8 protein-coding genes are annotated in these 15,222 nt (G+C 66.0%); 6 read left to right on the top strand and 2 right to left on the bottom strand.

Features of this window, described 5'->3' with window-relative positions; all coding sequences use genetic code 11:
• Positions 1 to 4 precede the first annotated feature (4 nt).
• The 4 genes from EMQ25_RS08840 (at position 5) to EMQ25_RS08825 (ending at position 6,671) form a co-directional block, all read left to right on the top strand.
• Entirely contained in the window at positions 5 to 1,582 is a 1,578-nt protein-coding gene (locus EMQ25_RS08840) for a Do family serine endopeptidase (protein ID WP_127188222.1), read from the top strand.
• Between the two features lie 193 nt (positions 1,583 to 1,775).
• Complete coding sequence (locus EMQ25_RS08835; RefSeq protein WP_127188221.1) at positions 1,776 to 2,447, top strand: response regulator transcription factor; 672 nt, start codon at positions 1,776 to 1,778, stop codon at positions 2,445 to 2,447.
• Positions 2,440 to 3,855 (top strand): sensor histidine kinase, encoded by a 1,416-nt coding sequence (locus tag EMQ25_RS08830; RefSeq protein WP_127188220.1) that lies wholly within the window; start codon positions 2,440 to 2,442, stop codon positions 3,853 to 3,855. The genes EMQ25_RS08835 and EMQ25_RS08830 overlap by 8 nt, the downstream gene beginning before the upstream one ends.
• 38 nt (positions 3,856 to 3,893) lie before the next feature.
• Positions 3,894 to 6,671: a bifunctional [glutamine synthetase] adenylyltransferase/[glutamine synthetase]-adenylyl-L-tyrosine phosphorylase gene (locus EMQ25_RS08825; RefSeq protein WP_127188219.1), complete on the top strand. Its 2,778-nt coding sequence runs from the start codon at positions 3,894 to 3,896 to the stop codon at positions 6,669 to 6,671.
• Between the two features lie 3 nt (positions 6,672 to 6,674).
• On the opposite strand, the gene EMQ25_RS08820 is transcribed toward EMQ25_RS08825, so the two are convergent.
• Positions 6,675 to 8,003 carry a sensor histidine kinase gene (locus EMQ25_RS08820; RefSeq protein WP_158626010.1) on the bottom strand — a complete coding sequence of 443 codons (1,329 nt, stop codon included), beginning with the start codon at positions 8,001 to 8,003 and terminating at the stop codon, positions 6,675 to 6,677.
• Positions 8,004 to 8,374: 371 nt separating this feature from the next.
• Positions 8,375 to 11,023, bottom strand: a complete 2,649-nt coding sequence (gene pepN / locus EMQ25_RS08815) for an aminopeptidase N (protein WP_127188217.1) — start codon at positions 11,021 to 11,023, stop codon at positions 8,375 to 8,377.
• 308 nt (positions 11,024 to 11,331) lie between these two features.
• Here pepN and EMQ25_RS08810 point away from each other — a divergent pair, with 308 nt between their 5' ends.
• Together EMQ25_RS08810 and EMQ25_RS08805 are read left to right on the top strand one after the other, a co-directional pair.
• The gene (locus EMQ25_RS08810; RefSeq protein ID WP_127188216.1) at positions 11,332 to 13,182 is read left to right on the top strand and encodes an ABC transporter ATP-binding protein; all 1,851 of its coding nucleotides are present in this window, start codon (positions 11,332 to 11,334) and stop codon (positions 13,180 to 13,182) included.
• Positions 13,183 to 13,293: 111 nt separating this feature from the next.
• On the top strand, positions 13,294 to 15,186 hold the full coding sequence (locus EMQ25_RS08805; RefSeq protein WP_192895649.1) for an ABC transporter ATP-binding protein: 1,893 nt from the start codon (positions 13,294 to 13,296) through the stop codon (positions 15,184 to 15,186).
• Positions 15,187 to 15,222: the final 36 nt, after the last annotated feature.

Raw genomic sequence — 15,222 nt, 5'->3', positions numbered from 1 at the left:
CACAATGCGCTCGACTTTCCTCTCTCGCGCCCGCCGCTGGATCGGGGCTTCGGCCCTTGCGATTCTCGCCGGCGTCGGCGGAGGTGCCACCTTCATGGCCACCACCAGCCAGATCGCGACAGCACAGACCCAGATCAACGCGCCCCAGTTTACCCCGGCTGCGCAGATCCAGGTGCCCCAGATCGCTGAGCCCGCGAGCTTTGCGGACCTCGTCGAGGCCGTGCAGCCTGCGGTCGTGTCGATCGTCGTCGAATCCGAGCAGCGCGCGCCTTCGCTGCAGCGCCGGGGCGGCGGTGGCGGCGGCGGCGGCGGGTTCAACTTCGATTTCCCCGACCTGCCGGAGAACCATCCCTTCCGCGATTTCTTCGACCGTTTCAATGACGGCTTCGGCAATCGCGGCAACGAGCCCCAGCAGCGCACGCCGCGCCGCTTCATGGCAGCCGGCTCCGGCTTCGCGATCTCGGCGGACGGCTATTTCGTGACCAACAACCACGTGGTGTCCGATGCCACCCGCGTGACGGTCGTCTTCGAGAACGGTGACGAGCGCGTCGCCGAGATCGTGGGCACCGACGAGCGGACCGATCTGGCCGTCTTGAAGGTCGACGGCGTCGAGGATTTGCCCTTCGTCACCTTCGCCAGCGACGAAACCCGCGTCGGCGACTGGGTGATGGCGGTCGGCAATCCCTTCGGCCTCGGTGGCACCGTGACCGTCGGCATCGTTTCTGCTCGCGGCCGTGACATCGGCGGCTCGTCCTATGGCGATTTCCTGCAGATCGACGCCGCGGTCAACACCGGCAATTCGGGCGGCCCGACCTTCAACCTGCGTGGCGAAGTGGTGGGCGTGAATACTGCGATCTATTCGCCCAATGGCGGAAATGTGGGCATCGCGTTCGCGATCCCCGCCAACACCGTCCAGCAGATCGTTGGCCAGCTGATCGAGAATGGCGAGGTGACCCGCGGGTTCCTCGGCGTGTCGATCCAGGACGTGAACACCGACCTCGCCAACAGTCTCGGCCTGCCCAATGCCCGCGGTGCGCTCGTGACCGAGCCTGCCGAAGGCGGTCCGGCCGAACGGGCCGGAATCAATTCGGGAGACGTGATCACGGCCGTCGACGGCCAGCAGATCAGCAATGCGCTCGACCTGTCGCGGACTATCGCCTCCAAGGGCCCCAACACCGAGGTCGAACTGACCCTGTGGCGCAACGGGCGCGAGGACACGCTGCGCGTGACGCTCGACACCCTCGAGGAAACCGCAGCCCCGACCCCGCCCGCGGAAGTCGAAGAGCCTGCGCAGCCCGACGAGCCCACGCCGTCGAGCATCGGGGTCACCGTGGTGCCCAATGCCGATGACGAAGGCGTCCTGATCCAGGACGTGGATGCAGCCAGCATCGCCGCATCGCGCGGGCTTGCCGTCGGTGACGTGATCCTCGAAGTGGACAACACCCCGGTGTCGACCGCTGCCGAGTTCGAGGCCGCCATCCAGGGCGTCCGCGACAGCGACCGCGGCACGGTGCTGATCAAGACCAGCCGCAACGACAATATCCGCTTCATCGGCCTGCCCCTCGAAGAGTCGGCCCAGTAAGCAGACGTCCTGCCCCGGGGAGCAATCCCCGGGGCGGCCCGCCCCTTCGGGCGCCATTCCCGCGCAGGCGGGAATCCGCTAGGACTGCGGCCGGTCATTTCGCGTTTCCCCCGACGCGCCCGGCCGCCAGCCCCATACGGATCCCCGCCTGTGCCGGAATGGGACCCGCCAGACCCCGTCCGGAGCCCCTTGGATGAAGATCCTTCTGATCGAGGATGACAGGGAAGCCGCCCAGTACCTGATCCAGGCCCTCGACGAGGCCGGACACGTCACCCACCATGCCAGCGATGGCGAGACGGGCTACGCCATGGCCTCGGGCATGGATTACGACGTGCTGGTCGTCGATCGCATGCTGCCGCGACGGGATGGGCTCTCGATCGTCGAAACGCTGAGGGCCGAGGACGACCAGACGCCGGTCCTCATTCTTTCGGCCCTCGGGGAAGTGGACGACCGGGTGACGGGCCTGCGGGCCGGCGGTGACGACTATCTCGTCAAGCCTTATGCGTTCACCGAGCTCCTCGCGCGGATCGAGGTGCTGGCGCGCCGCTCGAGCCCGGCGGAGGCCGCGACCAGATATGAGGTCGGGGACCTTTCTCTGGACCGGCTGAGCCGCAAGGTGGAGCGGGCAGGGGAGGTGATCCTCCTGCAGCCGCGCGAGTTCCGCCTCCTCGAATACCTCATGAAGAATGCCGGCAAGGTGGTGACGCGTACCATGCTGCTCGAGAATGTCTGGGACTATCATTTCGACCCCCAGACGAACGTGATCGACGTGCACATGTCGCGGCTTCGCGGCAAGATCGACAAGGGGCACGCCCAGCCGCTGCTGCATACGATCCGGGGCGCGGGATACATGATCCGTGAATAGGCTGGTCCAGATCTGGCGCACGAGCACCGTCAGGCTGACGGCGACTTTTGTCCTGATCTTTGCGGTCTTTTCGGTCCTGCTGCTGGCCTTCATTACCTTCCAGTCCTCCATCCAGATCCAGCGCCAGCAGGCAGCCGACATCGAGCGGGAGGTGCGTCAGATCCAAAACATCGACCGGGTGCGCGGCATTACGGAAGTCGTGCGCGCTGTCGAGCGCCTCTCCCGGTTGCCGGGGCCGGGGATCTACTATCTGGGCGACCCCACGGGCATGATGATCGTTGGCAACGTCGATGACTTTCCCCCGCTGATCCTGCAGGTGCCCGGCGGCTACAGCTTCAACTACGCGCGGCAGCGCCCTTTCGATGGGGGTGGGGATGCGCCGCAAGGGACGGCGCTCGTGCGTTCGCTCGTGCTCGACAGCGGGCTGCTGCTGGTCGTCGGACGGGACGTCGTGGAGCGTCGCGGGTTCACTGCGATCATCTTCCAGGGCTTTCTCTGGGGCGTCGTCGGCATCATCGTGGCGGCGATCTTTGCCGGCGTCTTCACCTCGATCCGGGTGTTGAAGAGGATCGATGCGATCAACTCGACCTCGAGCCAGATCATGTCCGGCAACCTTTCCGAGCGCGTGCCCGTGACGCGGCGGAACGACGAGTTCGATGCGCTCGCAACGAGCCTCAACGCCATGCTCGATCGCATCGAGGGGCTGATGCAGGGGCTGAAGGAGGTGACCGACAACGTCGCCCATGACCTGAAGACCCCGCTCACCCGCATGCGTAACAAGGCCGAGGCGGCGCTGCGGAGCGGCGGCGAACCCGAGACGCAGCGCGAGGCGCTCGAAACCACGATCGCCGAGAGCGACAAGCTGATCCGCACCTTCAACGCCCTCTTGATGATCGCGCGGGCCGAGGCCGGCGCACCCTCCGGCGCATTCGCCGACGTGGACGTGAGCGCAATCGTTGCCGATGTCGCCGAGCTCTACGGCCCCCTCGCCGAGGACGAAGGCATGGTGATCGAGGCGGCGGTGACGCCGGGCATCGTGCTGCGCGGAAACCGGGAACTGATCGGGCAGGCGCTGGTCAATCTCGTCGAGAATGCCCTCAAATACGGCATGCCCCCCGAGGGCCGGCCCGGGCGGATCATCGTGGGGCTTCGGCCCGAGAACGGCCGGGTGCTGCTGACCGTCAGCGACAACGGGCCGGGAATTCCGGAGGATGATCGGGAACGCGTGATCGAACGCTTCGTGAGGCTCGAGCGCAGCCGCACCGATGCGGGGTCCGGTCTCGGGCTCTCGCTCGTCGCGGCGGTGGCGCGGCTTCATCGCGGCAGCTTCCGCATCGAGGATAACGGCCCAGGCGTGCGTGCCGTCATGGACCTGCCCCAGACCGAAACGCGGCCCGCTCAGGCCTAAGGCTTGCCGGCCGCGCCGGGCGGGGCTATGCCGGACCGATGACCGTCCCTCTCGAAACGCTTCTGTCCGCTTCCCCCTATCTCGCCGGCCTTGCCGTGACCCATGGCGAATGGCTCGCAGACGAACCCCAGGCGGAGCCGGATGCAGCCTTTTCCGCGATCCTCAAGGTTACGGCCGGTGCGGGGCGCGAGGCCCAGACCGAAGCTGAGGTGGCGCGCGCGCTGCGCCTTGCCAAGGGACGAGCCGCATTGCTGGTCGCCATTGCCGAGACGAGCGGCCGGTGGACCACCGAGCGGGCAACCGAGGCGCTTTCCGATCTCGCCGATGCTGCACTCGACGCGGGGCTCGCTTTTCTCGTACGGCGCGCCGTCGACAAGGGCGTGCTGAAGCCAGAAACGCAGGTCGACAATTCGGGCCTCGCGCTCTTCGCGCTGGGCAAGCATGGCGGGCGCGAACTGAACTACTCCTCCGATATCGACATCGTCGCCTTCTTCGACCCGGCGCGGCATGCGCTCGTGGACGGGGCCGAGGCGACGCGCAGCTACACCCGGATCGTCCAGCGGCTCGCGGCCCTGATGCAGGAGCGCGACGCGGACGGCTATGTTTTCCGCACCGATCTGCGGTTGCGCCCTGATCCGGGCTCGACCCCGCTCGCCATCTCCTTTGACGCCGCGCTTGCCTACTATGAGAGCCGCGGCCAGAACTGGGAGCGGGCCGCCTGGATCAAGGCTCGGCCCTGCGCGGGCGACAAGGCGGTGGGCGAGGCCTTCCTCGCCGAACTTGCACCCTATGTGTGGCGGCGCCATCTCGACTTCGCGACCATCGCCGATATCCAGGCGATGAAGCGCCAGATCAACATCGCCAAGAATGTCGGTGCGGCTCGGGTCGCCGGGCACAATGTGAAGCTCGGGCGAGGCGGGATCCGCGAGATCGAGTTCTTCACCCAGACCCAGCAATTGATCGCCGGCGGGCGCGATCCGGCCCTGCGGGTCCGACCGACCTGCGCCGCGTTGGCCGCATTGGCCGGGGCCAACTGGATCACGGAGACGGCCGCGCGCGAGCTCACCGAGACCTACTGGTTCCTGCGCGCCGTCGAGAACCGGCTCCAGATGCGCGAGGATGCCCAGACCCATTCCATGCCCGAGACCGAAGATGAGATCGCGGTCATTGCCGCACTCCTCGGCGAGCCCGATCTGCAAGCGTTCGAAAGCCGTTACGTCGACGCCTTGAATCAGATCCAGAGCTATTACGCCGAGCTTTTTGCCGAAGGGGAAAGCCTCGGCTCGGGGGAGGGCAACCTCGTCTTCACCGGCAGCGACGATGATCCGGGTACGCTCGAGACGCTCTCGGCGATGGGATTTGCCGACCCGGCCAAGGTTTCGGCCACCGTGCGCAAATGGCACTATGGAGGGTATGCCGCGACCCGTGCCGCCGCAGCGCGCGCCCATTTGACCGAACTCCTACCCGCGCTCCTGACCACCATCGCGGCAGCTGGAAATGCCGACGATGCGCTGATGCGCTTCGACAATTTCCTTTCCCGCCTGCCGGCCGGCGTGCAGCTGTTTGCGCTCCTGCGCAATCACGAGCACCTACGCTCGCTCCTCGTTTCGCTGATGGCATCGGCGCCGCGCATCGCCGAGTCCGTTATCGACCGCGCCCATGTGATGGACGCGCTGATCGATCCTGCCTTTGCAGGGGACGTCTCGATGCGCGAGGCGCTGATCGGCAAGATCGATGCCTTCATGCTCGACGATGGCGCCGACTATCAGGAGATGATCGACCGGGCCCGGATCATCGGGCAGGAACAGAAATTCCTGATCGCAACGGGGCTGCTGACCGGGAATGTGACGCCCGAGCGGGCCGGGGAACAGTTCACCACGCTGGCCGAAACCCTGCTGCAGCGGCTCTTCTCCGCGGTCCGTCGCGAGTTCCGCAAACGTCATGGCGATATCGACGGGGCGCGGGCGGCGCTGCTCGGCTTCGGGAAGATGGCAAGCCGCGAAATGACGGCGACGTCGGACCTCGACTTCATCATGCTCTACGACGTTCCGGCGGGCACCGAGGAGTCGGATGGGGAGCGGCCCCTGTCGCCTCCGCAATATTTCACGAGGCTGACGCAGCGCCTCGTGGCCGCGATCACCGCGCCGACCGCCGAAGGCGTGCTCTACGAGGCCGACATGCGGCTTCGGCCTTCGGGCAATGCCGGGCCGCTCGCCACCAGCCTTGCGGGCTTTTCCGCCTACCACAAGGACAATGCCTGGACCTGGGAGCATCTGGCGCTCAGCCGCGCGCGGGTGGTGATGGCGGAGGCGGGGCTCGATGCCGCGATCGACGGGGTAATCGCCGAAACGCTGGCCGCTCCGCGCGATGCCGGCAAGGCAATCGCCGACGTCCTCGAGATGCGTGCCCTGATGACCAAGGAGCGTCCGCAGCGCCACGCTTTCGATCTGAAGCTTGCTTCGGGCGGGCTCGTCGATCTTGAATTCATCGCCCAGTCGGGGCAGCTCGTGGCCGGGGCGACGATCGATGCGCCGCAGGCGCCACCTGCCGTCGTCCTCACGCGCATGGGAGAGACGGGACTGCTGGCCGAGGGCATGCGTCTCGCCGAAATCTACCGGCAATACTCGGCCGTGCTTCAGATCATGAGCGCCGCGCTGGTCGATCCGCTCAAGGACGCCGGCTGGACGCCCGCCTTCCGCGAATTGCTGGCGGGGCTCACCCATTATCCGAGCTTCGAGCGGCTGACCGACGACATTGCGGCGATGCGGGGTGAAGTGGAGGCGGCGGCGTCCGACTGGTACGGCCGCTGGCGCTAGGGCCTATTCGGCCGCCTGGGCGCGCTCCATGGCTGCGATGGGGAGTGAAACCGCCACGGTCGTGCCGAGCGCCGGGCGGCTGTCGATGGCCAGATGTCCGCCGCTGAGCTCGGCAATGGCCCGGGCGATGGCGATGCCGAGGCCCGCCCCCTTGTGCTCGCGGGCGAAAGCGGCGTCGCCGAAGGCGAAGGGCTGCGAAAGCGTCTCGAGCTGTTCCTCGCTCATGCCGATGCCCGTATCGGTCACTTCGATGACGACCCCGTCAGGCGCGGCATAGGCCCCGAGCGTCACCTTGCCACCTGCGGGGGTGAAGCGGATGGCGTTGTCCACGATGTTGCAGACCATCCGGTCGAGCGAATAGCGATCGGCCTTGACCGTCGCGCCCGAGGCTGCGCCGACGACCAGAACGAGGCCGGCCCGGCGCGCCTGCATCGAGAAGCGCCTCGAGGCGGCAAACAACACGTCATCGATCCCGAAGCGTTCTTCCTTCAGTGCCTTCTGGCCGCTTTCGAGCTCGGCAAGCTCGAGAATGGAGGCAAAGAAGGAGAGCAGGCGTTCCCCCGAACCCTTGATGGTATCGACATAGCTCAGATAGCGCGGGTCCCCGAGCGGCCCATAGGTCTGGTGCCGCATCAGCTCGGCAAAGCCGATGATGTGATTGAGCGGGGTGCGGATGTCGTGGCTGAGATGAGCGAGGAACGACGTCTTGGAGCGGCTGGCGGCCTCGGCCTTCAGCTTCTCCTCGTGATAGCGCCGGGCCAGCTGGCGCTGCTCCTCCCGGATAGCGGTCAGAAGCTGTTCGCCGCGTCGGCGCTCGGTGATGTCGGTGACGAGTGTGATGAAGCCCCCATGGCGCAGCGGGCGTTCGTCGATGAGGAGGAACGAGCCATCCTCGCGATGGAGCTCCAGAACGCGGTTGTTCTCGTCTTCGCTGACGACCCGCATGTAGCCGCCACGGACCAGCTGGTTGACCGCCCGATGGTAGGAGCTGCCGGGCATGACGTCCGTGCTGCCACCGAGGCGATGCCGATACTGATCATTGCAGGTGAGGAGCGCTCCCGCACGGTCCCAGCAGGCAACGCCGAAGGGGATGGTCGCGACGAGATCCTCATAGCTGCGGTTTTCCGAGATCAGTATGGCTGACCGGGGGAAGAGCTTGATCGCGAGAGCGACCACGAAGAGCGCCAGGCCGAAGGCGCAAAGGGCGCGCCCGAGGACGCCGCTGCGCTCTGTGCCCAGGACGCCGCTGGCATCGAGGAGGATGAAGAAGCTCGCGCTGCCGAGCATGGATGCAGATATGGCGAGGGTGACCGGAGAGAGCGAACCGGCCAAATGGCCCAGTGTGCCACTCAGAGCGCTGAAGGGTTTGTCGATGGCCGTGGCTTTGTTTTTGCCGAATCCATCACCTTCGGCGCCGGATGTCTCCGCCGACCGCATGTAGTTCTCCGTCAATGACCCAGGGGATAGCCCGTGCGATTGCCCCGCGAAATGGACATTGAATCGTGGCGTCCGCGCTGTCCAGTAGGCTGATTTTGCCGGGCGGCAGGGCGGCCGGATTTTGCGAGTCCAGCGAGTCACTTACGGGGAGAGAAAAATTCTTCTACCGGTAAGGCCTCGTTAACCATGATGGTCGAAATCCGACAGCATTGTGCCAGGCGCCGTTCGGGCCCACGACGCCACGAGCGGCGAGAGGCTGATTCGCCTCAGCCGCTCGCCGTGTCGAGCGTTCGCGCCAGGATGTCGGCGGTGTTCCGGGATAGCCCGCCCGCCTCGGCGAGGCCGCGCAGCGCCCGCTCCGCCGCCTCACGTCGCCCCGGCTCGTAGGTGCGCCAGACGCGGAAAGCGGTGAGCACCCGAGCCGCAACATTGGGGTTGCGCCGATCGACGTCGGCGACGAAGTCGGTAACGAAGCGGAAGCCCGCGCCATCCGCCCGGCCGAACTGGGTGGGGTTGGCATTTGCGAACGAGCCGACCAGCGCCCGCAGCCGATTTGGATTGTTCCGGGGGAAGTCGGGGTCGGCGAGGATCGCCCGCAGCCGTTCGAGCGTACCGCCATGGGGCGCGATGGCGTTTGCCGCGAGCCATTTGTCGTAGACCAGCGGATCGGCGGTGTGGTGGGTGCGGAAATCCTCGAGAAGCGCCTGCGCATCGCCCGTCCAGGCCGCGACCGCGCTCGAAAGCGCAGCAAGCCGATCGGTCATGTTGCCGGCCTCGTGATACTGGGTGGTGGCTCGTGCAGCAGCGCCAGGTGCACCCCCGCGCACGAGGAGCCCGAGCACCGTGTTGCGCAGCGCGCGTCGTCCGGCCTCCGCCGCGCCGGGCGAATAGGGGGTATCGGCGGATCGGGCGTCATAGGCCTCGCCAAGCGCGTGGCCGGCCCGTTCGGAAATGGCGGCAATCAGCGACTGGCGGGCGGCATGAATGGCGTCCGGATCGACCGACTTGCCGATGATGCGCGCGATGTCGGTTTCGGCGGGCAGGGTGAGGGCATGAGCCTTGAAGGCGTCGTCGAGGCCCTCTGCGCCGAGCGTTTCCACAAGCGCATCGGTGAAGGCGTCCGCGTCCGCAGTGCTCAAGGCCGCTCCGTCCACCGCATCGATGATGAGCTTCATCGCGACGTCCTGCAGGGCCTGCCAGCGGTTGAACGGGTCCGCGTCATGGCGGGCGAGGAAGAGCTTTTCGGCCTGGCCGAGGCTGCTTGTGAGGTTGACCGGCGCCGAAAATCCGCGCAGCAGCGATGGCACGGGACGGCTCGCCACTCCCTCGAAGGTGATGGTGGTCTCGCCATCCTCGAGCACGATCAGGTCGCTTTCTACTCGGCCGCCCGAGACGCCGCTCCAGCCCATGTCGCTGCCATTGGGGCCGACGAGCCCGAACCGGACCGGAATCACCATTGGCGCCTTTTCGGGCTGGCCCGGTGTCGGCCGGGTCCGCTGGCGGAAGCTCAGGCTGTAGCGCCGGGTCGCCTCGTCCCAGGTCTCGCCGACCTCCAGGTCCGGAGTGCCGGCCTGCAGATACCATTGCTCGAACTGCGAAAGATCCCGTCCGCTGGCTTCGGCGAAGACGGCGATGAAGGCCTCGATCGTCGTGGCATCCCCATCATGGCGCTCGAAATAGAGGTCCATGCCCTTGCGGAAGCCCGCCTCGCCGAGGAGCGTTGCGAGCATGCGCACGATTTCGGCGCCCTTTTCGTAGACGGTCGCCGTGTAGAAATTGTTGATCTCGCGATAGTTGTCGGGCCGCGCGGGATGGGCGAGGGGGCCGCCATCTTCCGGGAACTGCGTTGCGCGGAGCTTCCGCACGTCTTCGATCCGCGCCACCGGGCGGGACCGCTCGTCCATCGTGAACTCTTGGTCGCGATATACGGTGAGCCCCTCTTTCAGGCAGAGCTGGAACCAGTCCCGGCAGGTGATGCGGTTGCCGGTCCAGTTGTGAAAATATTCGTGCGCGATGACGCTCTCTATGCCCGCATAGTCGACGTCGGTCGCCGTTTCGGGCCGGGCGAAGACCAGCTTGTCGTTGAAGATGTTGAGGCCCTTGTTCTCCATCGCGCCGAAATTGAAGTCGGAGACGGCCACGATGTTGAACACGTCGAGATCGTATTCGAGCCCGAACCGCCGCTCGTCCCAGGCCATCGAGCGCTTGAGGGCATCCATGGCGTAGGCGCACTGTTCCTGCTTGCCGTGCTCGCAATAGATCGCGAGCGCGACCTTGCGGCCCGAGGCGGTGGTGAAGCTGTCATGGATGGCGGCGAGATCGCCGGCGACCAGGGCAAAGAGATAGGCGGGCTTGGGGAAGGGGTCCTCCCAGACCGCATAATGGCGGCCATCGCCCGCATCGCCGCCACCTGAAGGATTGCCGTTCGACAGCAGGATCGGCGCCAGGGCGCGATCGGCCGTCATGGTCACCTTATAGGTCGACAGGATGTCGGGACGGTCGAGGAAATAGGTGATGCGGCGGAAGCCTTCGGGCTCGCACTGGGTGCACCACACGCCGTTCGAGCGGTAGAGGCCCATCAGCCGGGTGTTGGTTTCAGGAGTGAGCCGCACTTCGGTCTCGAGCACGAAGCGCCGGTGGGGGGGCTCCATCAGCGTCAGCGCGTCCGGCGTGGCGGCATAAGCGCTGAGCACGAGCGGCAGCCCGTCGATCGCGATCGTGTCGAGGGTGAGTTCATCCCCATCGAGCACGAGGGGCGTACCTGGCTCGGTATCGCGATTGGGGAGGATGGTGAGCAGGGCGCGCACACGCGTCTCGGATTCCTCGAAGCGCACGTCGAGTTCAACCCGCTCGATCAGGTAGGGGCTCGGCGCGTAGTCCTTGAGGTAGATGGTCTGGTCGGTCTCGGTGCGCATTGGCCTGGGGTCCCTGTGTTCGGGCGGACGCGTTCGGCGCGCCGGTCCCTGTTTCTAGCGGTCTCGGGGCCCTCGTCACAAGGGGAACGCCCGGGTGCCCGATCGCACGCCCCGGCAAAGGCAAACGAGCGGTTTACGAACCGGACTTCGGAGCGTAAAAGACCCGGCCCTGCACCAGACCGCGCCTCATGCGCCCCGGCCTTCGCTCGTGCCCGTCTCCCGGCTGTCACGAGGGAGGCATATTTCCGTTTCGCATGTCGGCCCGAAGGCCGCCCGCGCGTCCTGTGCACGACAAAAACAGGTGTAACATGCTCTCCTGGTTCGAACGGCGTCTCGATCCATATCCGCCCGGTGATCCGACCCAGCCGCCAAAGGGTCTCCTCGCCTTCTGCCTGCATTATAGCCATGGGGCCAAGCGCTGGCTCTTCTTGATGGCGCTACTCGCCGCAGCGATCGCGGCCGGCGAGATCATCCTCTTCGGCTTTGTCGGGGACATCGTCGACTGGCTGGCCAATGCCGATCGCGAGACCTTCCTTGCGACCGAAGGGTGGAAGCTCGGCCTGATGGGGCTCTTCCTGCTCCTCGTCATGCCGACGCTCGTCTTTCTGAGTTCGGCCATCATGCATCAGACGCTGCTGGGGAATTTCCCCCAGCGCATTCGCTGGATGGCGCATCGCTACCTCATCCGGCAGTCGATGACTTACTTCCAGGACGAGTTTGCCGGCCGCATCGCCACCAAGCTCATGCAGACCTCGCTCGCCGTGCGCGAAGTGGTGATGAAGCTGCTCGACATGGTCGTCTATGTCGTCGTCTATTTCACCGGCGCGGTGATCCTAGCGGCGTCCAGTGACTGGCGGCTCGCGCTGCCCTTCATCGTCTGGGTCGGCGCCTATGCCACCGTCATGTGGTATTTCATTCCGCGGCTGGGGCGTATTTCGCAGGCACAGGCCGACGCGCGCTCGACCATGACGGGGCGCATCGTCGACAGCTACACCAACATCGCGACGGTGAAGCTCTTCTCCCATTCGAGCCGGGAAGAAAGCTATTCCAAGGAGGCCATGGAGGGCTTCCTCGACACCGTCTACCGCCAGATGCGGATGATCACCTGGTTCTACCTTGCCGTGCACACGCTCAACGCCCTGCTGCTATTTGCGGTCGGCGCGATCGGCATCTGGTCCTGGCTGGGCGGCGCGATGACGCCGGGAGCGATCGCCGTGTCGCTCGGGCTCGTCATGCGCTTCCAGGGCATGAGCCAGTGGGTGATGTGGGAGATGTCTTCGCTATTTGAAAACATCGGTACGGTGCGTGACGGCATCAACTCGATCTCGCTGCCGCGCGTCGTCGCCGATGAGAAGGACGCCAAGCCGCTGGGCGAGGTCGAGGGCGACATCCGTTTCGAAAAGGTCGGCTTCCACTACGGGAGCGAAAAGGGCGTCATCGAAGGGCTCGACCTGCATGTTCGGCCCGGCGAGAAGATCGGGCTCGTCGGCCGCTCCGGTGCGGGCAAGTCGACGATCGTCAACCTGCTGCTGCGCTTTTACGATCGGGAGAGTGGCGCGATCCGCGTCGACGGCATCGATATCGCCACGGTCAAGCAGGATTCCCTGCGCGCCAATATCGGCGTCGTGACGCAGGACACCTCGCTGCTCCACCGATCGGTCCGCGAGAACATCGCCTATGGCCGGCCCGATGCGACAGACGAGGAGGTCATCGCCGCGGCGCGTCTCGCCGAAGCTCATGACTTCATCATGGAGCTTGCAGACGCCCAGGGGCGGCGGGGATATGACGCGCATGTGGGCGAAAGGGGCGTCAAGCTTTCGGGCGGCCAGCGCCAGCGTATCGCCATCGCACGCGTGCTTTTGAAGAACGCGCCGATCCTCGTGCTCGACGAGGCGACGTCCGCACTCGACAGCGAGGTCGAGGCCGCCATCCAGGGGCAGCTCAACATGCTCATGGAGAACAAGACGGTGATTGCGATCGCCCATCGGCTGTCCACCATCGCGGCCATGGACAGGCTGGTCGTGCTCGACAAGGGCCGGGTGATCGAGCAGGGCACGCACGCCGAACTCCTCGAACAGGGGGGTGCCTATGCCCGCCTCTGGAACCGCCAATCGGGCGGCTTCATCGATATGGACGCTGCCGAAGAGGCTGCCGAATGAGTGCATCGGGCGGGGCCATCGGTTCCGCCCGACCGCTTGTCCGCGACAGGGAAGGCGTGATCGGCTAGTGCTGGGGGAACGCTTCCCCGATCCTGCCGTTGCCCTCCGCCCATGAAGTTCGTCGACGCCATCAACCGAATGTTCGAATCCTGGATCGATCCGTTCGGTCCGGCGGGGCGACCCGTGCCACCTACCGGCACCGTCGCCTTTTTCTGGCATCATTTGCGCCAGGCCCGGCTCCCCTTCATCGCACTGCTCATCCTCGGCGGCCTCGTCGCGCTGGTCGAGGCGGGGCTCTTCTATTTCGTCGGACGGCTCGTCGATCTGCTCGATGGCAGCACGCAGGCCGAGGGGTGGGCGGGGCTGATCGACCGGCATGGCGCCGAGCTTACCTTCATGCTGGTCGTCATCCTCCTCATCCGCTTCGTCGTCACCTGGGCCTCGGCGCTGGTCGAGGAACAGACCATCAATACCGGCTTTTACAATCGCATCCGGTGGCAGTCCTACACCCACGTCTCGCGCCAGAGCCTCTCCTTCTTCCAGAACGATTTCGCCGGCTCGGTCGCCACCAAGGTCTGGCAGTCGGGCGGGTCGGTCGGCGATTTCATGGTGAGCCTGATCCAGGTCGTCTGGTTCATCGGCGTCTATACCGTCACCACCATGGTTCTGGTCGCCCAGCTCGACTGGCGGCTGGCGGCGCTGGTGGGCCTCTGGATCGCGATCTTCGCCGTTCTGGCGCGCTATTTCGTCCCGCGCATGCGCAAGTTCTCCGCCGCCACCGCCGAGAGCGCCTCGGCGCTGTCTGGCCGCATCGTCGACAGCTATTCCAACATCCAGACGCTGAAGCTCTTCGGCAATGCAGACGAGGACAATCGCTACGTCAGGCGCGGTTTCGAGACGTTCCTTGCGGCCATGATCCGCATGACGCGGACGATTACGGCGGTGCGCGCATCGATGGCGATGCTGTCCGGGATCATGATCGTCGCGATCGGCGCGCTCGCGATCCATCTCTGGACGCAAGGATCGATCAGCGTCGGCGGGGTCGCCTTCACCATGGGGCTCGTCCTGCGCCTCTACAATCTGCTCGGCCGCATGATGACCCAGCTCAACGGGCTGATGCGCAATTTCGGCACGGCGCAGAACGCGGCCGAACTTATCGCCCGGCCACTGGACCTCGTCGACGCGCCCGACGCCACGGAGCTGCAGGTTACAGAAGGTGCGATCCGCTTCGAGAACGTCCATTTCCATTATGGCCGGCCCGGGGGGATCATCTCAGGGCTCGATCTCTCGATCGCCCCCGGCGAGCGCGTCGGGCTGATCGGACGCTCGGGGGCCGGCAAGTCGACTCTCGTCAACCTGCTGCTGCGTTTCTATGACCTCGAGCAGGGCCGGATCACCATAGACGGGCAGGACATCGCCCGCGTCACGCAAGACTCGCTGCGGCGCAATATCGGTGTGGTGACACAGGATACCGCGCTCCTGCACCGCTCGGTGCGCGCGAACATCGTTTTCGGTCGACCCGACGCCACCGACGAGGAGATGACGACCGCCGCCGAGATGGCCGAGGCGGACAGCTTCATCGAGACGCTGGCCGACCCCAAGGGCCGGACGGGCTATGACGCCCATGTCGGGGAGCGGGGGGTAAAGCTCTCCGGCGGGCAGCGCCAACGGGTCGCCATCGCCCGCGTGCTCCTCAAGGACGCGCCGATTCTCGTGCTCGACGAGGCGACCTCGGCGCTCGACAGCGAGGTGGAAGCGGCGATCCAGTCCCAGCTCGAATCGCTGATGGTCGGCAAGACGGTGATCGCCATCGCCCATCGGCTCTCGACGATTGCGGCCATGGATCGGCTCATCGTGCTCGACAAGGGGCGGATCGTCGAGGAGGGGACCCACGCCCAGCTCGTGGCGTTGGGCGGGCACTATGCCCAGCTCTGGTCGCGCCAGTCCGGCGGCTTCATCGATGTCGGTGCCGATGGTGGCGCCGAGGAGGAAGCGGGGGTCTAGCGGACTTCACCGCCCGGCGAATGCCCGGTAAGCTCC

This window comes from Arsenicitalea aurantiaca, from assembly GCF_003994485.1.
In the GTDB taxonomy this organism is placed as follows: Bacteria; Pseudomonadota; Alphaproteobacteria; order Rhizobiales; family Devosiaceae; genus Arsenicitalea; species Arsenicitalea aurantiaca.
Note: the sequence above shows the minus strand (reverse complement) of the source record. Positions and strands in the feature narration are given on the sequence as shown.